This window comes from Gracilimonas halophila (assembly GCF_042684365.1).
Classification (GTDB): Bacteria; Bacteroidota; Rhodothermia; order Balneolales; family Balneolaceae; genus Gracilimonas; species Gracilimonas halophila.
The window spans coordinates 152,337-174,623 of sequence record NZ_JBHULI010000001.1; the positions used below are offsets into that span (position 1 = coordinate 152,337).

Sequence of the window (22,287 nt, forward strand, 5' to 3'; positions counted from 1 at the left end):
TTCAGGATAATTCCAATTAGTTCAAAATAAGTATCATTCTTTTAAAATGTAGGAAAGCGCTTTTTCAGATGTTTACTTTATATCCCCAGTTCTCAGACTTTCTCTCTCCATTTAAAGTTCAATCATCAGCGTCTAATATACACTTCTGGTTTGTCCTCACTTCTGATTTTGTTAACTTCGCAAAGTCAGTAAACCAGCATAAACCAAGTTTTGGCACTATGATAGCGGAAGAATTACAAGATATAATTGATGAAGCAGAGCTTCACATGGATGAAGCCACCGGATTTTTCAAAAAAGAACTCTCACATATTAGAGCAGGAAAGGCGAGTCCTTCACTTATTGAAGGCGTGAAGGTTGACTATTATGGATCTCAGACTCCTTTACAACAACTAGCTAACGTCAGTGCGCCGGAAGCGCGCTTACTGGTCGTTTCTCCATACGATAAAACGGGAATGCAGGATATTGAGAAAGCGATCATGTCGGCCGGACTGGGATTGAACCCAAGTAACGATGGCGACCGGATCCTGATTCCACTTCCTGTCCTTACCGAAGAGCGCCGTAAAGAACTTGTTAAGCACTCGAAAGATATTGCAGAGCAGGCTCGCATCAGTATCCGAAATTCCCGCCGAAATGCGAATGATGAAGTTAAGAAAACGGTAGAGAGTGAATCACTTTCAGAAGACTCCCGCTATGAGGCTGAAGACGAAATTCAAAAACTGACGGATAAATACACAGCCAAAGTAGAAGAACTCCTTAATAAAAAAGAAGAAGAAATAATGACAGTTTAAGGTGTTACAGTATTTGCGTGTTACGGTGTTAAGGTTTTCCTTGCCGCACCTTAACACCGTAACACTTCAATACATCAGCACCGTAACACCAATCCATGTATATATCCGAACTTGAATTACAGGGTTTTAAAAGCTTTGCTCACAAGACAAAGGTAAAGTTTGACAGTGGGATCACATCTATTGTGGGCCCGAATGGGTGTGGTAAATCGAATATTGTAGATGCTCTGCGTTGGGTTTTGGGTGAGCAGCGCCCTTCATTGCTTCGGTCTTCCGCCATGAGCAACGTGATCTTCAACGGAACAGCTCAAAAGAAAGCCCTTGGGATGGCTGAAGTGTCCCTCACGTTTGTCAACGACAAAGGAATTCTACCTATTGAGTATAGTGAGGTAACCATCTCGCGAAGACTTTACCGTTCTGGAGACAGTGAATACCTCATCAACGGTACTTCTTGCCGGCTGAAGGATATCATGGAATTGTTTATGGATACCGGTATGGGCTCGGACGCCTATTCCGTGATAGAGCTGAAAATGGTGGAGGAGATCCTGAATGATAAGAACAATGACCGCCGCCGACTGTTTGAGGAAGCTGCAGGAGTTACCAAATATAAAGATCAGCGCAAAAAGACCATTCGGAAGCTGGAATCAACCAAAAAAGATCTGCAGCGTGTTGATGATCTTTTGGTGGAATTGAGAAAGAAAGCCCGGTCACTTGAAATTCAAGCTGAAAAAGCTGAAAAAGCCAAGGTTTACAGAGATGAATTAGAGCTTTTAGATAAAGCACTTACCCTTCATGACTTTAATAAGATCAAGAATGAGCTTGAACCGCTAAAGGAACGCATTAACAATGCGGATAAAGAAAAAAGGGAGATCACCAAAGCTATTGAAGAGCTTGAAGAAAATGATGAAAAAGCCCGTGCCGCATTAGTTGAAAAAGAACGGAAACAAGCTGAAGCCCAACGCCGGGTAAGTCAACTGCATAATGCTATTCGGGAGGCCGACACCAATCTTCGGATCACGCGTGAGAAGATCGAGAATGAGAAAAAGGTGATCGCTGAATATGGCAAGGACATCGAAACCGGGGAAAAAGATCTTAAAGAATTAACCGAGTTATTGGAATCCAGCCGGAACAAGCTGGAAGGTTTCGATGATGAGCTCGAAAAATCCAATAAGGCACTCGAGGATTCAAAGAAAAAGTATGGGCAGATTCAGCAGCAGTACAATCGTGAGCGAAGTGAACTATATGAGATCGAAGTTCAGCTGAGTGCCACGAACAACGAATTGAGTCAGCTTCAAACCAAGCGTATTAAAATTGAAAGTCGCCTTGAAAATACGGAAGGTGATCTGGAGCGCATCAATAATGAGATCGTTGACCTTAATGATGAGATCGAGAATCTAAATGGTGAACAAGGGTTGATCGAGCAAAAGCTGGACAATCTTGTTGTTGAGCGGGATGAACTCGAGGAAGAATTAGAAACAGCTCGCGAAAAGAGAGAGCAGTTCGCTGATAAGCAGAATGAGATCAAAGACGAGTTGCGGACCCTTCAAAGCAAGAAGGAATCGCTGGAATCTGAGATACGCCTGATGAACGACCTCACCAGTTCCAATGAAGCTTTCCCCGGCAGTGTTAAATATCTGATCGAAAATCATCGTTTCGATTTCAAAGATATGACTACCGTCTCCGACATCTTTGACACCGACCAAAAGCATGCCGTAGCTCTTGAAGCCGTACTTGGAGATGTACTGAATTTCGTGATTGTAAAAACACTGGACGAAGCTCAGCGTGCTGCCAAGATCTTAAAAGAAAACAAAAAAGGCCGGGCTACTTTCATCCCTCTTGATCAACTTGCCGCTACCTACCCCGTTAAAGATGGCAGCCTTTTTGATGAAGTTAAATCGAAGCGGGAATATTCTGCCTTAAAGCAATTACTGCTCGGTAACGTAATGGTCTTTGACTCTGTTGAAGACGCCTATGCAGGAACAAAGAAGAAGGATGATCTTGTAGGGGTTACCTTTGACGGGGAAGTGATCACTAATGCCAAATTTTTTCAGAGTGGCAGCAAGAGCAAAAATGCCGGAGTTCGGGTAGGACTCAAAGATAAAATTGAGAAGCTCGAAAAAGAAGAAGCCAAAACAACGAAAGAGATCTCCAAACTGGAAGATTATCTACAGCAGATCGTTGAGAAATATGAAAAACTTGATATTGGAAAGCTTAGCCAGATCCTGAAAGAAAAAGAGCAGGAAGTGCGTCGGCTTGAGCAGCAACAGCACAGCTTGAGCTCCAAGGTTCAGGTCTATCAAAAAAATATTGGGGAGCTGGTTAACCGAAAGGATAACCTTAAGAGCAGTGAAGGTAGCGCTCAGGAAGAACTCAATTCCATTCAGCCCAAACAAAAGGAATTACAGCAGAAAATGCTGGAACTGGATGAAAAACAGCAGGAGAAAAAAGAGCTCCTTGAGACACTGGAAGAAGAACGCTCTATTGCTCAAAGCCGATATAACGATACGCAGCTCAAGCACCAGGATCTTAAGAATAAGGTAGATAATCTCGAGCGGGATGTGCAGCGTGCCGAAACCGGTATCGAGAATGTGAAGAGACGAATTGAGAATCGCACAGAGCTGACTGAGGAAAGCAAGGAACGTATCGAAACGCTGACCGGACGTACTAAGGAACTTCAGGAGAATATCACTACGAACAGTGAAGCGAAGAAGGAGGCTGATGAAGCTCTTCAAAAGGCTGAGGAAGCAGCCGCTAAACAGCGCGGAACCATCAATGAGATCGAGAAAGAGTTGAAGGAAGTACGTCGCCGTAAAGAAGTGAATATGGAGTTGGTCCACCATCTCGATATGGCGCGTGAGAAAATGGACATGCAAAGTCAGGCTTTATCCGATCATATCTGGGAAACCTACGGCATCCTGATGAAACAGGTGACCGGTGAGCTTCCCGAAGATAAAACTCCGGAACAGGCCAAAGAGCGGATCAGCTGGCTGAAGCAAAAGCTGAACAGCATCGGAGAAGTAAACCCATTGGCCATAGAAGAGTATAAAGAGGAAAAGGAGCGACTTGATTTCTACGAAGAGCAGATCATGGATCTTGAGGAAGCAGAAGAACAGCTCCTTGAAACCATAGATGAGATCAATGAAACAGCGACAAAACGATTTAATGAGACATTTGAGAAGATCCGCGTAAACTTTCAGCAAGTATTTAAGACACTTTTTGAAGCCGATGACTATTGCGATCTTATCATTGAGCAGGATGTGGAAGATCCGCTGGAAGCACGTATCGAAATTAAAGCTCAGCCGCGGGGTAAACGACCATCCGGTATTTCACAGCTTTCAGGTGGAGAAAAAACACTGACGGCCATTGCTCTCCTTTTTGCCATTTACCTGGTGAAACCGTCACCTTTCTGCGTTCTTGATGAGGTAGACGCCCCTCTTGATGATGCCAACATCGAGCGCTTTGCCAAAATGATCAAGAACTTCAGTGAGGACACACAATTCATCATCATCACCCACAACAAAAAAACCATGAGTAAGGCCGAAATGATGTACGGCGTTACCATGCCGGACACCGGTGTTTCCCGGTTGGTTGGAGTGAAATTGGATGAAGTTGAGGATGTGCTCTAAGGAATATTGAATATCGAACAGAGGAATATTCAATCCTGAAGTTCTTCTCGCTCCGTATGTTCTGCTTAGGAGCTTTTTTTGTGTAATTAATGGATTTAGTGAAGAAATACTGAGCTTTAGCCGCCCCCACCCTCACCTTTGTTTCCTCTCCCTGGAGAGGAAGACGCTTTGGGGAACTAGGAGATAACTTAAAAGATGTTGCCTGTGGCTACGATCTTCAAGTCAACACAGAAACCAACCAAGGAGCTTCCCCGCTCGGGTCCCGAAAGCATTCGGGAAGGGGTGGGAAAAGTCGCCAGGGCATTGAAAATTAGCTAACTCAAATTACTATTTTTTCTTTTTCGCACAGAATTAGCCTTATCCTTTCTTTAATTTATCTCATCTCCTCAATTAAGGAATCTAAATTAAGGGCTTAAAAAACATCATTTATACACTTAAGTAAGTCAAAGGTTTATTATTACTTTCTATTAGTTATACAAAAGAAATCAAATTTGGTCGAGGCATGGTTTCCGCCGTATATTGGGAGCAGTTATTCAAAAAACAAGCCCACGGAACTAACCGGCGGGCTATTTTTATGCCCTTCATTTCTCACCCTCCCCTCTTCTTTTTTGATATTTCTATCAAATAATTATTGAAGTTGCGCAAGACCATTTTATATTTGGCAACATCATTCATTTCAAACAATCCTCCGGCTCTTATGAAACATCTATTCCTTTGTGCGATCGCTATCACACTGATTTTTTCTGCATGTCAGACAGAAACAGATGAAGCAAGATTTGAGAACCTCCCGAATTCTGCACAAACCATTTCACTCTTAGGTGATACCCTGAAAACTGAGATCGACTCTCTACCTCCTGCCCTCACCAACCGTATCGATTCCCTTAGTGCTTTAGCTTTGGAAGAAGATCGGTTAGCGGACAGCTACATTTGGGAGGCTCGAAAGACCGCTTATGCCGGCAATTATCGCGAAGCCATCGTTCAGCTTTCATCAGCCATTATTGAGTTTCCCAATGAGCCTGAACTATACCGCCATCGCGGCCACCGCTATATTACCTTACGTGAATTTGATCTCGCCATCCGTGATTTTCAGATCGCTGCACGACTTTTCGAAGGAGATCAGGACATCGTTGAAACTGATGGATTACCCAATGCTCAAAATATTCCGCTGAGCTCACTACAAACCAATACCTGGTATCATTTAGGGTTGGCTCATTATCTTAAAGGCGAATATGACCTGGCTAACCGTGCTTATTTAAAAGGACTTCAGGTAGCTGATAATAATGATATGCGGGTCGCTTTCTGGTATTGGCAATATATGGCTCTGCGAAAAGCAGGCCATGATGAAGAAGCAGGCAAAGTTCTTGATCAGGTTGCTGCAGACATGGAACTCATTGAAAACACCAGCTACCATGAATTATTGATGGTATTTAAAAGTGTTTTTAATTCTGATGAATTGCTCTCCGGTGAAAACTCAGAGTTAGATAATTCCACACTTGGTTACGGTCTTGGATTCTGGCATCACATAAACGGCCGTACCGAAAGGGCCTATCAGATCTGGCAGGATGTATATGATGCAGGAAACTGGGCTGCATTTGGATTTATTGCAAGTGAAGCGGAATTGGCTCGGTAGTGTTAAAGTGTTTACGTGTTACGGTGTTTTCTAATGTAACACCGCAACACATTAACAACTTCGCACTATAACACCATCAATTCCCTACAAAGAACACTGCATTCCCGAACAGCAATTTACCGTTGTGCCAGAAACCACGGAACAGAGGGTTGTCGATCATATATACAACCTGTCCTCGTCCCATATTCTGGACTCCATAAGAAAGTGTGTTTTCAAGGCTCTTCTTAGCCTCACTTCCTACAAAACCGCTGCGGTGTGCATCTTCTTTAGCTACCCCGACGTTCCACCCATTGTCCAGATATTCAAAAGCAGTAGAACCTAACTTGAGGGACATGTAGGATTCACCATACCCAAAAGCGAGCGGATGCGTATTATCCATTGTGGTTTCAAAGATAGAACCGGCGTTCATGTATTTAACACGTTCCCGTGACGCCTCGCCATAATTAGTTAGTTTTGCATCCGGATCTTCGCTTTCTTCAGCAGATTCATTTTGCTTGCGTGAAAGAGCAAAACCATCTTTACCTGAAAGTAAATTATTGGCTCCTTCCATTGCGATCAAAGTACCGCCACTGCGCACCCAGTCTCTGATGGCATTTATTTCATTATCACCGACTGAACTTCCATACATACTCGGCATGATCAATACATGGTAATCGTCCCAATCTACAGACCCAATATCATCGGTATTGATAAGGTTTACAGGGTAGTCGATCTGCTGATCAAAATAGTTCCAGATATGACCAACCATATTGGAACTGGTTCCATTACCGGAAAGCAGTGCTACTTTCGGAGTCTCAATATAACGCACTGCTGAAGATCCAAAATCTTTACCGGTTTCAACAAAGCCGGTAGTGGCAGGAATCAACCTACGGTTAAGAAGGGCCGCTTCATCCTTTACAATTTGATCAAAATCGTCACCTAAATGCTCATTGCCGTTCCGTGTAATGATCAGTGTACCTGGATCATATGCTCTGCCATCCAGGGTAAACGCTTCTTCAGCATACCGGGCCTTCACTCCTTTTTGCAGGATCTGTGACAGGAACTTCAGGTCGTCCATTGAATTCCATTTTGCCAGATAAGCATAAGGTTTATCAGCTGAAGGGGTCAATTCGTCTTCGGTAACAGATGTAACAGGACCGGCATTTACCCGTCCGGGGATGGCATATCCTTCCACACCAAACGCATAGTGCATTTCCCAGGCGGTAATATCATAAGTCATTGAATCGACCAACTCAGGTTTTGGCTCGAATAATACCCGCGCCAAAGTACCTTTAGGTTGATAGGTACTGATCACGTAATCACCTTCTTCGATGCTCACTCTGCCGGTCTCTCCCGTGCTATAGTTATAGCCATTGGTATTGGATGATCTCGTTGCAGTACCAACTTCAATTTCCTGTTTCGTCAGATATTGCAGCAAGCTTGTTACTTTATCCGGATTACTGCTCTTCTTAACAATAAAAGTCTTGTACTCTCCCGCACCATTTTCGATCGTATTGCTGAAATAGTTCGAAAATTCGTTGATCACTTTCTGGTGATTTTGAGCTGTGATCTCCACAGTCGATAATCCGGTAGTCGTGTGGTGTGTAAGTCGATCGTGCAAGGTCAGCGTATCCCCTTCGGCTGTGAGAACTCCAAGTCCTGCCGAACTATGGCCGGCCTGCTCATAAGTCATTCCAATAGCTCCGTTGAAGGTAGGCCATGTATCTCCGTAGCTTGGATAGAACAGGTCAAATACTTCTTTAGTAAAGTACAACCAATTTTCCTCATCAAAGTATTCGGCGTGATTCTTTCCGATCATCGTCTGGAAATCACGCTGCCAACCGGTGATAGCCGTATGAAACGGTTCTGCTGCCGGTGCAAAATAATAGGGAGAATTTACGCCTTGCTCGTGGAAATCGACGTGTACATGAGGCATCCAGCTGTTATAAAGAGGAAGTCTCTGCTGACTTTCCACTTGTGTTTGCCATGCCCAGTCACGGTTCAGATCAAAGTAATAGTGATTGGTACGTCCGCCGGGCCATGGTTCGCTATGTTCGCGTGACTCAGGATTCACATTTACCTCTTCACCTACCACACTTCGAAACCAATTCACATACCGATCACGTCCATCCGGATTCACCATCGGGTCCATGATCACCACCGTATTCTCCAGCCAATTTCCTTTCTCCGTTACCAGTTTATAAATGGTATTCAATGCAGCCTCGCTGGAAGAAGTCTCATTTCCATGCACGTTATAACTGAGCCACACAATTGCTTTTTGGTTTTCGGTAGGCTCTCCGGATTCAAGCCCGGTCAGTCTCAGGTTATTGAGACGTATCTCCTCGATATTGGCTTGATTATCCGATGTGGTAACGACAGCATACACCAACTCCCGTCCTTCATTGGTCCTCCCATATTCACTAAGGGTAACCATCGGTGACTCTTCAGCCACATGCTGAAAATAATTCACCACTTTGTAATGAGGAGTCCATTGCTCCCCAAGCTCATACCCTAAAAATTCAGCGGGCGATTGCAGCTGAGCAAAGGCCTGAGCCGATATTAAAAAAACTGCTATTAATGTGCCTAATATCCCTTTCTTCATCATTACTCTGATTTGTTTAGTTCAGTTTCAATTTGTTGTACCACATCATCTACAATAGAATTGGGGATTGGAATAGTAAGGTTGTAATGGGCAATTTTCCACTCATTTTCATTTTTTACCAAAACCCCTGAGCCCCTGCTCGGTCCCAGATTAGGAGTATCGAGTTCTTCATCAAACCAGGCTATTTTACCGTTATCCGAAAAATAAACTTTACGAAAAGTTGGAGTAAAGGTCCATGCCACACCATCGTCTTCAAAATAAGGTTTAGACCATGGTTTAAATACATCAATAGTCCATCGTTCGGTAGCATCCGTCCCCATGAAAATAGAAGAGTCACTTTCAAAGTGATCAAAATATCGTTCGAAGTCTCCTTCTGCCGCAGCTAAATGCCAATCATCGAGAACGGCGTTTACCTCATCCGGAGATGGCGGTATTTGAGTTTCTTTGGGCTCGCAGGCTCCGAGCAACAATCCCGAAATAGAAAGTAGCAGAAATATGAATCGCATAGATAAAAGTTGGTTCTTGAGTTAGCCTATGGTAGCTATTCAAAACTGATAGAGCAAACAGGATTTGCAGTATCCATTATTCTTAAATCTATCCATTGTAAAAACTGCTATCTTTTGTGTATGATTAATCAAGCTTTAAAGACACCTATAAATCGTGATCAGCAGCAGCAATAACAACCAGGTTGTACCCATTAAACGCATTGCAGCTATTGATATAGGCACAAACTCATTTCACGCCATCATAGTGGATGTGTTTTCTGATGGCAGTTTTCGAACCCTCGATAAGCTCAAGGAAATGGTGCAACTTGCCAAGGGCGGGATGGGGAAACGACTATCCGATGGCGCATTCAAACGAGGCCTTTCTGCTCTTAAGAACATTAAACGGCTGGCTGACAGTTACGAATGTGAAGAAATTCTTGCCTATGCCACTTCTGCCATCCGCGAAGCAGAAAACGGGGGTGAATTCATTCAAAGAAGCATTGATGAAGTTGGCGTCAAAATGCTTGCCATTCCCGGCAGGGTCGAAGCTGAGTTAATTGGCCTGGCCGTTCGTCACGGAGTAAAGTTAACGGAAAAACCGGTATTGGTTGCAGATGTTGGGGGAGGCAGCGTAGAATTTATTTTGGGGAATGAAGAGAAATTCTTCTACACAGCCAGTAAAAAGATCGGAGTTTCCCGAATGACGGAGATCTTCAAACCTGCCGATCCTATCACCCAAGAAGACATTAAGAAACTGGAATCTCATTATGAAGAACAGCTTCGTGACGTAGCTCAGGCATTTGCTCAACACCGTACCGATACCATCATCGGTTCTTCGGGTACCATGGAGAATATTGCACAAATGATCGCAGCCCGAAAAGGTAAATCGGTGGACATGACCCTGAATGAGATGGAATTCTCGGCTCAGGATTTCAAAGAGTTCTATGATTACTTTATTAAACTCAATAAAAAGCAGCGTAGAAAAGTAACCGGGCTTGACACCAAACGCATTGGGTTCATAAATACCGGTGTGGTATTGGTTGATTACCTGATCCGTAAATTTGGGATCAAAACCATCAAGATCTCATCACAGGCACTGCGTGAAGGAATTGTGATCCGTTACCTGAAGAAGGAGATGATAGGTTTGCCGTGGACCGGAGCTTTTGCGGATCCAAGGCGTCGAAGTGTTTTTGAGTTACTTCGAAAAACCGACTGGCATGAAAATCATTCGCGACATGTAGCCAATATGGCGCTGACTATTTTTGATGCCCTTCAGGATGAAATGAAACTAGAAGATGGCGATCGTGAACTTTTGGAATATGCCGCTTACCTACATGACATTGGCTATTACATCTCCCATTCCAAGCATCACAAACATGCTCTCTACATCATCCGGCACTCTGACCTGAAAGGATTCAAGGAACATGAAATTGAGATCATAGCCAATGTGGCTCGCTATCACCGTCGGTCAACACCCAAGAAAAGGCATGGCGAATACTGGAAAATGTCGCCCGAGATAAGGAAAAGAATTAAAAAGCTTTCCGGGATCCTGAGAGTAGCCGATGGATTGGACCGAAGCCATTTCCAAAACGTAAAAGAACTGGAAGTGCATTCCGAAGACGATCATATCAGAATTAACATCTGGACGGAAGGGGAACCTTATCTTGAGATCTGGGGTGCAGAGCGAAAATCCCAACTTTTCAAGGAAGTGACGGGCAAGAAGCTGAAGATCGAACGGGTGTTGGAACCGGTGTATTCTTAGTTTTAGTATCGATGCTTTATCAACTTTGACCCACCCCTCAATCCCCGCCCGAGCGGGGAAGCTCTTTAGTTGGTTCTGTGTTGGATTGTAGATTCTATCCATTGGTGATAGACTGCGATCTACCTCCAAATTCACCACACCGTCTTCCTCTCCCGGGAGAGGAAACAAAGGTGAGGGTGCAGTTCGCCTAAAGAGCAACACTTGTCATTATCTCAAATTTTATCGTATTTGGGAAAAAGAGGGTACTATGAAGAAGAGAATACCAGTCATTCCTTACCGGGAAGATTTAATAGCCAAAGCTCGCTGGCTTCGAAAAAATTCAACTCCCGGAGAAATTGAGGTTTGGAAAGCAATCAAGAACAGGCAAGTTTTGGGATATAAATTTCGAAGACAGCATCCCATCCATCGGTTTATCGTGGATTTCTTTTGCCGGGAATTAAAACTTGCTATCGAAATAGATGGCAGATCTCATGACTTCAACATTGAAGCTGATAAACAGCGCCAATATATCATTGAGCAATTTGGAGTGAGTTTTCTGAGGTTTACCGAATTGGATGCAAAGAATAATACGGATTCGGTGAGACGGGAAATTGAGAAGTGGGCCTTGACTCATAGGTGAATTGGTTCAGAAGTTTACTTTTGATGCTGTGGCAACCTCGACCCACCCCTCAATCCCCGCCCGAGCGGGGAAGCTCCTTAGGCCGTTTCTGTGTTGGATTATAGGTTATAGCCATTGGCAATATCCTCTAAACTATCTCCCAATTCACCACAGCGTCTTCCTCTCCCGGGAGAGGAAACAAAGGTGAGGGTGGAGTTCGCCAAAGTTCACTAACAAAAAAAAGGGACGCAGTTTATACGTCCCTTTTCCAATAATCTTTATGAAAGTTGATCAATCGATAAATCGCTTATAAACCTCGCCCAGTCTTCCGGAGACATTCGCTTTTGAGGAGTATTTATTTTTGATGTTCCCAATGGTTTCAATGCGTTTTTCAGCTAAGGCATTGGAGGCTTTATGAGCCGGCATTCCATGCTCTTCCGAATAATCCAGAATATCAGTAATGGTGTTATAGATATTACCGGCATTTTGCAACGCACGCTCTTCGTTATATCCCTCAAGCTCGCTCGCAATGTTAATGATCCCTCCGGCATTGATCACATAATCAGGTGCGTAAATGATGCCTTTGTCCAGCAACATCTGCCCATGCTTATCTTCTTCATCCAGCACGTTATTCGCACCGCCCGCAATGATATCACACTTGAACTGGTCCATGGTATCATCGTTGATCACTCCACCCAAGGCACATGGGGTAAAAATATCGACATCAAGTCCGTAGATGGAATCGGGGTCTACCAATTCACCGCCCACTTCTTCTGCCAGCTCTTTGGCTTTGTCTTCGTAAATATCACAGATATATAATTTGGCTCCCTCCTTGGAAGCGTGACGTGCAAAATATGATGCCACGTTCCCGGCTCCCTGAAGGGCGATCTTTTTGCCTTCCAGTGAATCGCTGCCATAGGCTTTTTTGGCACAAGCCTTTACACCCATGTAAACACCATAAGCCGTAACGGGAGATGGATTGCCACTTCCGCCCAATGCCTTGGGAATTCCGGTTACATACTTGGTTTCGGAATAGATCCACTCCATTTCCTTCTCGGTCATCCCGACATCCTCAGCAGTGATGTATCGCCCACCAAGTCCATCTACAAAACGGCCAAAAGAACGGAACAAAGCTTCTGTCTTCTCGGTGTGAGGGTCGCCGATGATAACCGCTTTACCACCGCCTAAATTCAGCCCGGAGATAGCTGATTTATAGGTCATGCCGCGCGAGAGGCGAAGTACATCTCTCATAGCGGCATCTTCAGATTCATAGTTCCACATGCGGGTTCCGCCGAGGGCAGGCCCAAGTGTGGTGTTATGAATGGCAATGATGGCTCTCAATTCGGTCTCTGGATCAGAACAGATCACCACCTGCTCATGTTCTTTGTTAGATAATTCGTTAAAAATGAGGAAGTTCTTATTCTCTTTATTCAATGGTATGGATTCTTTAGTGAGTACTTTTGTCATAATAAAAGGTAAGGATTTATGTTGGAAAGACGGGACCTTGGAACCGCTTCCAAAGTTCGGGATTTATTTGCCGGTTCTCAACCTATTTGCAAAGAGGGATACAAAAGTTTGTAAGATGAGATATATCTGCTACAGAATGAACTTTACAGGGCTAAACTTTAATTTATATAAACAAAGATGCTGTTTTTCTCCTGTTTAATAGTATTTTATATGTAATAAAACGCAGTTTGCGTTGGCGTACCGGTTTGACCGCCGATCAGCCTTTATGAATAAAAATAAAGCACAAAATAATCATGTCATTCCGCTGGGTATACGCGCAGCCGGAAGAGGAAAAGTATGTCCCGGAATTAGGGGACACGCTTGGAATTCCGGACAAAATAGCCCGTTTGCTGGCTATACGCGGCATAAAAACATACAATGATGCAGAATACTTTTTCCGACCAAAGATAGATAACCTCCACGATCCTTTTTTAATGAAGGATATGGATGTTGGTGCCGAACGCCTGGCACTGGCTATCCGCAAAGGTGAGAAAGTACTCGTTTACGGCGATTACGACGTAGACGGGACTACGGCTACGTCCTGCATCTATACATTTCTGAAAGAATTTGGGGTTGAAGCCGATTATTATATTCCCCACCGCTTTAAAGAAGGCTATGGAATAAATCCGGATGGCATAAAATATGCCGAGGAGATCAATGCCTCCCTCATCGTTTCCGTAGATTGTGGAATTACGGCTATTGAAGAAGCTAAAGTTGCCAAAGAAAAAGGTATCGATCTTATCATTTGTGACCATCACACGGTAGGAGATGAGATCCCGGATGCGGTCGCAGTACTTGACCCCAAACGTCCTGATTGCAACTATCCTTTTGATGGTCTTTCCGGTGCCGGAGTTGGTTTTAAACTGATTCAGGGAACCATTGTGAAACTGGGATTACCTAAATCCGTGGCCTATAAATTCCTGGACCTTGTAGCCATTTCCATCGCTTCCGATATCGTACCTATTATTGATGAGAATCGGGTATTGATGAAGGCAGGATTGAATATGATCCAGAAGAGTCCTCGTGTGGGCATCAAGGCTTTACTCGACCATATCAATGTGTCTAAAGATGAAGTGAACACAGCCAAGATCGTTTTTTCCATTGGCCCGCGCATCAACGCAGCCGGACGTATGGGTGATGCCAGCACGGCTGTGAAATTGATGATCTCAGAAACCCTGTCTGAAGCAAAGTCACATGCTTATGAGCTGGAATCCATCAACCTGAAGCGCAGGGATACTGATTCCCAGACCATGAAAGAAGCTATGGCTCAGATCGATGAAGATTTCAATATGGAGGAAACCTCGACCATCGTCCTTTATGGGGAAAACTGGCACCTTGGGGTGATCGGCATTGTGGCTTCGCGATTGGTAGATCTTTATCATCGTCCTGCCATTATGCTCAGTAACGTGGACGGTAAAGTGAAAGGCTCGGCACGAAGCATCAAAGGGTTTAACATCTATAATGCCATCAAGAAGTGTGAAGATCTGCTGGAGCAATTTGGAGGGCACGAATTTGCTGCCGGACTTACCCTCACCGAAAAGAATCTCTCCGAATTCCGACGGCGCATGAACGAGCTGGCCTTTACCGATCTGTCCGAAAATTCATTCGAGCCGGAACTCACTATAGATGCCAAACTTGACTTGGGTGAAGTGGATATGAAGTTCTGGAAACTGCTAAGTCAGTTCGAACCTTTTGGCCCCGGAAACCTCCGGCCTATTTTTGTAAGTGAAGAAGTGAAAGTGGTGGGCGAGCCGACCATCGTTGGAAACGGACACCTTAAGATGCGGGTGAAGCAGGAAAATTCAGGTATTTTCGATACGATCGGGTTCAATATGCATGAATATCTGCCGGGTGTGCGAAACGGGAACCCGTTCAAGGTGGCGTATGTAATCGAGGAAAATCACTGGAACGGCCGCCGAACCCTGCAATTGCGATTGAAAGACATTCATATCTCAGATTAAACTCAGCTTTTTTGCTCAATATTGAATTCAATATTGTATGTAGATAATAAACCCTTTATCTTTGCCGTCCTTGTGAAAGGGACTGTAGCTCAGTCGGTAGAGCAACGGACTGAAAATCCGTGTGTCGGCGGTTCAAATCCGCCCGGTCCCACCCGAAGCCCATGTAAGTCGTTGATTTACATGGGCTTTTTTATTTTGAGTGCAAACATTAGTGCAAACATTTCTGTATAAATGGAGAGATTTTTTGAGAGCAGAAAATATTTCACTTGATATATCCTCTCATAATTTCGTCTATTTCATCTCTTAATCTTGAAATATCGTTACGAATTGAATTCTGTTTCTCAAATTCTTCATCGATTTCTTCAACCAATTCTCTCTGTCTGCTAATATTGAGGTCAGGAATTCTTATTTTTTTAATTCGAAATAAAGCTAATTTGCCTTGAGAAGCTCTACCTGTAAATTCAAGTATTTGCAACTGAACGAGAGATGATTGCAAGCAGTAGAGGATATATTTTGGATCATATAGCTTTTTATTCCGAATAACTAGTTTAGCAAAATTTTCTGTAATGTTATGACCTGATAACTCTTCTGGTACAATGCCACATTTTCCAACAGTTGCCCCTACGATTGTGATTAAAAGATCATCTTTATCTGCAATATATTTTTTGATAATCTTCCTTGTCTCCTCATTTATGAACTGAATATTTTCAATGTTAAACTTTCCAGTCCAATCTAAGTCATCAACACGTACATAGTATATCCCAGTATCATGATTCGCTAATTCATGTCCTTTTGGTAGCCTTTTCCCTCCTTTTACCTTTAAAACTTTATCTAATGGAATCCATTTAAAGTTAATTGGCTTAATAACGCTATCAAATGCAGCTCTATATTTTAAGCTGATATCAAACTTCAATTCATCATTTGCAAACCTACTGAAGTTTGTCTTTTGATCTAGACCTCTACTTAACCTATTTACTTTTTCAAAGTCAAAGCCATACTCTCTGGTAAATATTTTATCTATTGTATCCCGGGTGTCTTTAAGCTGTTTTTTAAGATCAAAAATTTCTTTCTGCTTATCATTGACTAACTCTGCACACTCTAACTGCTGATCATAATTCACAAGTGGTATTCTTACTTGTAATAAATCATATTTAGATACTCTGCGATGAGTTTTACCGCTTTCCAATTTTTCTAATTCAGCCAATACTTCTGGCAAAGTTATTAGATAGTAAAAGAATAGTGGGTAATATTTTTTACTAATTTTGTATTCGATTAATTCTGTTGAACAAAGAAATTCTTCATTAGTACCTAATAGATATATGTCCCCATTTCTAGGTTGAATTTTAGAAATTATTATATCTCCTTTCCCGATTTTATATTTATTTGAGCCAATCTTATCTACCTTTTGAACATCATAAAGACTATTCAGTCTTTTCTCGATGTTTTCTAAATCGACTAAATTGAATTCTTCTTCCAGCTCTCCTTTTTTAAAGGTCGTCCTTTCACATTCAAATAATACTTTTTTTAAAGGTATTGTATTATGGGCATTCGTAACCACAGCATCTTTTTTATCGAAAAAATGCCGATAACCAACACTAGGTTTTAAGTACTTCTGATTGCCAATTTTAGAAAATGCTGTGTTAAAGTGTACAATCATTTTAATCCCAAGTTATATCTCTCAAATAATCTAGTATTGTCTCCTTTTTACCGTCATCGACAATTACCTTTCCATCCTCATCAACTCTATACAATTCATTTTCAGTAAGCTTTTCTGATCTTTTAGTTCTCTTGTAACCAATTTTCTCCGCCTCTGCCATAAATATTTCATAATCAATTTGCTTAGATACCTGAAAGAATACCCACCAACTATTTACATAACCAAAAACATCCTTGATATCATTATCAAATTTTAAAAGCTCATTAATTTCTTTCCTTAAATCTTTTAATAAATCTCGAACAGACATCTTTTCGTATTCATCATTATATATAGGCTCGATTAGTTCCAGTATCAGTAATTTATCATCTTTCTCAGTTAAGTCTTTTATTGAAGGATATTTGCTCCTTTCTTGTTTTTGTATGTAAACTTTAATGAGATTTTCTACTCTTGTTTTTAATTCAGACCATCTCTTTGAATATTTATCCCACTCATCATTCCATTTTTTTACTTCCCCTTTTGTTTTCCTTTGAGCAAAAAGCAAACTTGTCTTAGTGCTAGTGTATGGCTCAAAAGCAATTGAGGGCAGGGAAATGACAGATTTAATTTTAAAGTATTTAAAAAGATATAACCTAATGTATCTATTCTCAGTGGTATCAAATACACTTTCAGGGAGTACTACACCAAACCTTCCATTAGGCTTTAACAGTTGATACCATCTTTCAATGAATAAGTTTTCTGAATTTTTTTGATCGCCAAAAAGAAAGTTATCCTTTAATTGTTTTTTGGTATCGTTATCTAAATCAACACTGAAAGGTGGGTTTGTTATGATGCAATCAAACTGACTGTTAACTGGCTTTTTGGAATATTCTTCATCTATTTCAGAATGATTTAAGTAATTAGGAGCGGTTTCTTTGCTGTAATGATTATAAGGTAGCAAGCCATCTTTAATGAAAATATTAGTTGAGCCATCACCATGAAGAATCATATTTACTTTAGAAGCTGTACCTAAATTAAAATTAATCTCTATTCCATATATATAATCCGATGCCCATTTATTTTCTCGATGATCAGGTTTAAACCAATGATGAAATTTATCTTCTACATCTCGATTATCATGTAATTTATCTGAGAATCTTCTCTTTAATGCTTCAGTAATAAACTTCATATACTCAATTAAGAAGGTTCCACTTCCAGCACTTGGATCAATTAAATAAGGTAGTTCTAAGTCATTATTGACCTTTTCAATTGCAAGTTTATCTAATTGTAATCCCCATAAAAGAAATCTGACAATATTAATATGAGTAAAAAACTGTCCTTTAGATTGCTTAAAACCATTTCTTATGATCCCTTCAAAAAAATCTCCTAGTATATCTTTTCCATCCAAGCTATTTTTTCCATCAACAAAACTAAATCTTTCCAATTCTAAAACTGTGTACTTTAGTTTATTTAAGGAAAACTTATTCTCATCTATAACATAAGATTTATCAAGTCGCTTCTTATCTGTAATGTTAAGTCTATTTTTTAAAGCCCTTCTATAAAGACTATTTATTCTATCGAATAATTTATCATTTGACTCAAAACTCTCTCCATCACTGTAAGCAAAAATTTGGAAATCATATACTTCTCCATTTTTCTTTTCACTTTCATCTTGAATTTTAGCAAGGATTAAATTTACAAGACTTGAGAAAACATCATTATCATCGGTTCCTCCACCCCCCCAGAGAACATTATGTAGATTTTCCCTTAAAGCATTTAATTGAGTATGAGAAAAGTTAGTTTCAAGATCTTTGTTTCCACCTTTTTTGTAAGGCTCTTTCTTTGCTTTACCGTAATCTTTTGGAATTTCATCAACAAAGTTTCGGTCCTCTTTCCAATCATCAAATGAGCTATATTTTTCATAATCAATAACAATACATTTGTCTTTTATAGACTCATCAACAATTTCAACTGTATAAAGTATTAGATACTTTATTGTATTTCCTTTACCTATTTCTTGAGATGCTAAGTTGTATAATTGTTTCTCAATTACCTCATCTTTATCAATTTCATACTCACTAGGACTTTTTACTTCTATGTATAAAAACGGATTTCCCTTAGAATCTTTTACTAATAAATCTATTCTAGGTTTGTTTACTTTTGGTCTTCCAATATCATATTCACGCTCAATTTCTAATTTTTCTAAAGGGTAGCCCAGTTCATTTGATAACAGTGTCATAAGATATGCCCTAACTATCTCCTCCTCACCAGAAATTTTAGAAATTTTTCGGCCTTCTATCTTCTCCGAGTATTTAATTTTGTTTGATTCAAGGTCAATATTTTCAACTGCCTTGATTGTACTCTGTTTTATATACTCGTCTATTTTAGAGAAATTCATCCTTTAGAGAAATTGGTATTAGTAGCTATTATTTAAAAACGTGCTGATAATGAGAAATAAAATACTCATAATCTAATTTATCGTCAGCGAACTATGGGACTATGAACAAGCCATGAGTCCCATTTATTTGTACCCAATCAAAAGATTGGCATTTAAGAACAAAGTAATAAAAAACAGTTTAAGTGCAAGTCTATAGATGCACAAAAGGAGTGCACGCAAATACACTCCTTGAAAGAATAGATAGTTTTATGTTCTGCTGTGTAGCTTAATGCACTTGCTCAATCCATTCGAGTGCCTGTACAAATACTTTCCAGTAGCCGAAAGTAAATAGAGAGGCTTATCATTATTGTCTTTATGAGGACTATTAACTTTATTACTGACTAAACATCCAACCAATACTTAAATTATGTCAGACTCAAAGATCAATGATGTACTGAAAGAAAATTATAAAACCATTCTAGAAGATGATCTCGAACCTGTTGATTTAGCAAATTTGTTAGTTCAAATTGCTAATACAGGTCAATCCTTATCAAAAAATTATAGATCAGTTTTAGACATAGTTTTTTTAAAAGAAAATTTAAAGCTAAACAAGAACATTAAAACACTCACGATCTGGATAACTATTTTAACTATTGTGAATATTATTTTTGTTTTTGCAAGTTTGTTTCTTAATTGAAATTAGTTTTTCCTTAGTTGCTAAGTTACAGCTTCCCGTGAAGTAAAAAACGAGGTTCTCAATACCCTGCAGCCTGTCCATCCACTCTCGATTCCGAAGCTCCGAAATACACGCCCTTTTCATGGTCGCGCATGATGGCCTGGAAGCGACCGAAGAAGCTATCTCCGATCTGCACGTTATGCCCCATTTGTCGGAGGGCTTGCACCACTTCAAAGCTCACGCCGGATTCAATGCTTACCTGTCCTGTGTCGGTGAGTTTATCCGAAAGGGCATCGGTAGGCTGGGTAGAGCCGGAATGCTCCCAACGGAAGGCGTCACCGGCCTGCTGTACGTTCATTCCAAAATCAATGATGTTCGTAAGAATACTTACATGTCCGATCGGCTGGTACCCTCCGCCCATATTACCAAACGCCATGATCGGCTGGCCGTCTTTCATAAGAAAGCCGGGGATGATGGTATGGAATGGCCGCTTACCCGGGGCATATACATTCGGATGATTCGGATCGAGTGAAAATAACTCGCCCCGGTTCTGGAAACTAAACCCGGTTCCTGGAACGACAAATCCGGTTCCCATTCCCCGGAAGTTACTTTGAATGAGGGAAACCATATTGCCCTCTTCATCGGCGGTGGTCATGTAAATAGTGTCCCCATCTTCCAGCACTTCAACACCGGTGGTGAGGTCTCTGCGGGCACGGTCGCCGATCAGCTCACGACGTTCAGCCGCATATTCTTTGGACAGTAATTTATCATAAGGAACATCATGAAAAGCGGGATCAGCATAGTGTTTCGCCCGATCTTCAAAAGCCAGTTTCTTAAAACTGTATGCATATTTATACATAATGTACGTTTCAAACAATAAAATAGAAGACGCTGTCCGGATTTTTAAAGAATATCAGGGAGTAATGCGTACCGCAGAGGCTTTGGATGCTGGTATATCACCCCGTACCCTATACTATATGAGAGATGAGGGATATCTAACTCAACTTGAGAGAGGCGTGTATCAGCTTCAGAATAAAGAGCCTCTTAGTAATCCCGATCTGGTAATTGTAGCCCGAAAAATACCGGAGGCAGTCGTATGCCTTATATCCGCCCTAGATCTTCATGATATAACTGACGAGATACCTCATAAAGTACATATAGCTCTTCCTCGAACAAGTCGTAACCCCACACTCGATTATCCACCTGTAAACGTATATCGATTCTCAGAAAAGACCCTAAGTGCAGGAGTACAAACAAAACAGTTCGATGGTATCTCATTAAAAGTATTCAACCCGGCCAAGACCATTGCCGACTGCTTCAAATTCCGCAATCAAATCGGTCTTGATGTAGCTATTGAAGCGCTGAAACGGGGGATTAGTGATGGGAAGGCGACTTATAAAGAAATTCTGAAATTTGCGGAGATGTGTAGGGTTAAAAATGTAATTACTCCTTACTGTACCGCTTTGGGCAATACACAAACAAATCACTAGATAGTTTACACGTTTTTATTATATGTAAAGAAATTCGGGTATTTTTTACATATACTCTTCCATGTGTAAAGAATTAACCAAAATTTTATGATATCCGAACCAAAAGAATGGGAATGGCGTCCGCTTCCTCCCAAAGTAAACGTGGAAACCCCGGAAGTACTCAAAAAAGCGCTGGAAGCTCAGCAGTATTTATCTGAGTTAAAGGGGATTTCACAAACTATTCCAAATCAGGGGATTCTCCTCAATACGCTGCCTATTCAGGAGGCAAGAGATTCCTCTGAGATTGAGAATATTGTAACAACCAGCGATGCCCTTTACAAGGCAGATGTAGAAAAAGAGAAGAGAATTGACCAAACCACCAAGGAGGTACAGCGATACGCCGTTGCATTAAAAGAAGGCTTTGTTCGTATTCAAAAAGGTGGCCTTATACGGATTAACGACATCATTGCCATTCAGGAAAACCTGGAAGATAACGATGCAGGCGTTCGGGCTTTACCTGGGACAAAACTAACGAATCCTTCAACGGGAGAAGTTGTGTTTGTCCCGCCTCAACACAAAGATGTCATCCTCAAAGCCCTGGATAACCTGGAGCAATACATCAATAACGATGAGCTCTCAAATGTTCATCCACTCATTAAAATGGCCATTATTCATGTTCAGTTTGAAAGCATTCATCCGTTTTATGATGGAAATGGAAGAACCGGACGCATCATCAACATGCTGTACCTGGTTCAAAAAGGATTGCTGGATATTCCGGTACTTTATCTAAGTAGGTATATCGTACAAAATAAGCCAAAATATTACGAGCTATTGCAACGCGTAAGAACCCACAATGATTGGGAAAGCTGGATCTTATATCTGCTTGAAGGAGTCAAGCAAACATCGATCGGCACGATTGACGACATCACGCAGATTCGCGAAGAGATGCTAAGGGCGAAACACGAAATCAGAAAACAATTTTCTTTTTACAGTCAGGATCTGATCAACCATATTTTCAGGCATCCTTATACCAAAATCAATCACCTGAAAGATGATTTGAGAGTCAGTCGCCCTACCGCTACCAAATACTTAGATGAACTGTCAGAGGCCAATTTTCTAAAAAAAGTAAAACAGGGAAGAGATAATTATTACATTAACAACAATTTGTTGGAAATATTAGTAGATAACAAGTAAAGCG

At 41.3% G+C, this 22,287-nt stretch carries 15 protein-coding genes and 1 tRNA gene; 10 read left to right on the forward strand and 6 right to left on the reverse strand.

The genetic code is table 11. The annotated features are described in order from the left end of the window. Positions 1–218: 218 nt before the first annotated feature. The 3 genes from frr to ACFSVN_RS00700 all read left to right on the forward strand — a co-directional run bounded on the left by frr (position 219) and on the right by ACFSVN_RS00700 (position 6,041). Positions 219–788, forward strand: a complete 570-nt coding sequence (frr, locus tag ACFSVN_RS00690) for a ribosome recycling factor (RefSeq protein ID WP_390297085.1) — start codon at positions 219–221, stop codon at positions 786–788. Between the two features lie 95 nt (positions 789–883). Continuing rightward, positions 884–4,411, forward strand: coding sequence for a chromosome segregation protein SMC (smc, locus tag ACFSVN_RS00695; protein ID WP_390297088.1), 3,528 nt, complete (start codon positions 884–886; stop codon positions 4,409–4,411). 697 nt (positions 4,412–5,108) lie between these two features. Further along, on the forward strand, positions 5,109–6,041 hold the full coding sequence (locus ACFSVN_RS00700; RefSeq protein WP_390297091.1) for a tetratricopeptide repeat protein: 933 nt from the start codon (positions 5,109–5,111) through the stop codon (positions 6,039–6,041). 76 nt (positions 6,042–6,117) lie between these two features. On the opposite strand, the gene ACFSVN_RS00705 is transcribed toward ACFSVN_RS00700, so the two are convergent. Together ACFSVN_RS00705 and ACFSVN_RS00710 are read right to left on the reverse strand one after the other, a co-directional pair. Continuing rightward, positions 6,118–8,625: a M14 family zinc carboxypeptidase gene (locus ACFSVN_RS00705; RefSeq protein WP_390297094.1), complete on the reverse strand. Its 2,508-nt coding sequence runs from the start codon at positions 8,623–8,625 to the stop codon at positions 6,118–6,120. Then, positions 8,625–9,128: a nuclear transport factor 2 family protein gene (locus tag ACFSVN_RS00710; RefSeq protein WP_390297097.1), complete on the reverse strand. Its 504-nt coding sequence runs from the start codon at positions 9,126–9,128 to the stop codon at positions 8,625–8,627. The genes ACFSVN_RS00705 and ACFSVN_RS00710 overlap by 1 nt, the downstream gene beginning before the upstream one ends. A gap of 154 nt (positions 9,129–9,282) precedes the next feature. Between ACFSVN_RS00710 and ACFSVN_RS00715 the strand changes: the two genes are divergently transcribed. Both ACFSVN_RS00715 and ACFSVN_RS00720 read left to right on the forward strand, forming a co-directional pair. Continuing rightward, on the forward strand, positions 9,283–10,869 hold the full coding sequence (locus ACFSVN_RS00715) for a Ppx/GppA phosphatase family protein (RefSeq protein WP_390297100.1): 1,587 nt from the start codon (positions 9,283–9,285) through the stop codon (positions 10,867–10,869). Between the two features lie 247 nt (positions 10,870–11,116). Then, positions 11,117–11,488, forward strand: a complete 372-nt coding sequence (locus ACFSVN_RS00720) for an endonuclease domain-containing protein (protein WP_390297103.1) — start codon at positions 11,117–11,119, stop codon at positions 11,486–11,488. Between the two features lie 270 nt (positions 11,489–11,758). Here ACFSVN_RS00720 and ACFSVN_RS00725 read toward each other — a convergent pair whose 3' ends face one another. After that, positions 11,759–12,934 carry a Glu/Leu/Phe/Val family dehydrogenase gene (locus ACFSVN_RS00725; RefSeq protein ID WP_390297106.1) on the reverse strand — a complete coding sequence of 392 codons (1,176 nt, stop codon included), beginning with the start codon at positions 12,932–12,934 and terminating at the stop codon, positions 11,759–11,761. A 293-nt stretch (positions 12,935–13,227) separates the two neighbouring features. On the opposite strand from ACFSVN_RS00725, the gene recJ reads away from it, so the two are divergent. Then, positions 13,228–14,934, forward strand: a complete 1,707-nt coding sequence (gene recJ / locus ACFSVN_RS00730; protein ID WP_390297109.1) for a single-stranded-DNA-specific exonuclease RecJ — start codon at positions 13,228–13,230, stop codon at positions 14,932–14,934. Between the two features lie 78 nt (positions 14,935–15,012). Next, positions 15,013–15,085 (forward strand) — tRNA-Phe (locus tag ACFSVN_RS00735). 111 nt (positions 15,086–15,196) lie between these two features. Here the strand turns inward: ACFSVN_RS00735 and ACFSVN_RS00740 are convergent. Together ACFSVN_RS00740 and ACFSVN_RS00745 are read right to left on the reverse strand one after the other, a co-directional pair. Further along, complete coding sequence (locus ACFSVN_RS00740) at positions 15,197–16,591, reverse strand: restriction endonuclease subunit S (protein ID WP_390297112.1); 1,395 nt, start codon at positions 16,589–16,591, stop codon at positions 15,197–15,199. A 1-nt stretch (position 16,592) separates the two neighbouring features. Next, a complete protein-coding gene (locus ACFSVN_RS00745) occupies positions 16,593–18,965 on the reverse strand; it encodes a restriction endonuclease subunit M (RefSeq protein WP_390297115.1) in 2,373 nt (790 codons plus the stop codon). A 406-nt stretch (positions 18,966–19,371) separates the two neighbouring features. On the opposite strand from ACFSVN_RS00745, the gene ACFSVN_RS00750 reads away from it, so the two are divergent. Continuing rightward, on the forward strand, positions 19,372–19,641 hold the full coding sequence (locus ACFSVN_RS00750) for a hypothetical protein (RefSeq protein ID WP_390297118.1): 270 nt from the start codon (positions 19,372–19,374) through the stop codon (positions 19,639–19,641). Between the two features lie 58 nt (positions 19,642–19,699). On the opposite strand, the gene ACFSVN_RS00755 is transcribed toward ACFSVN_RS00750, so the two are convergent. Then, on the reverse strand, positions 19,700–20,479 hold the full coding sequence (locus ACFSVN_RS00755) for a gamma-glutamyltransferase (RefSeq protein ID WP_390297121.1): 780 nt from the start codon (positions 20,477–20,479) through the stop codon (positions 19,700–19,702). Position 20,480: 1 nt separating this feature from the next. Here ACFSVN_RS00755 and ACFSVN_RS00760 point away from each other — a divergent pair, with 1 nt between their 5' ends. Further along, positions 20,481–21,110, forward strand: a complete 630-nt coding sequence (locus ACFSVN_RS00760) for a type IV toxin-antitoxin system AbiEi family antitoxin domain-containing protein (protein WP_390297124.1) — start codon at positions 20,481–20,483, stop codon at positions 21,108–21,110. Between the two features lie 87 nt (positions 21,111–21,197). Beyond that, entirely contained in the window at positions 21,198–22,283 is a 1,086-nt protein-coding gene (locus tag ACFSVN_RS00765; RefSeq protein WP_390297127.1) for a Fic family protein, read from the forward strand. Positions 22,284–22,287 lie beyond the last annotated feature (4 nt).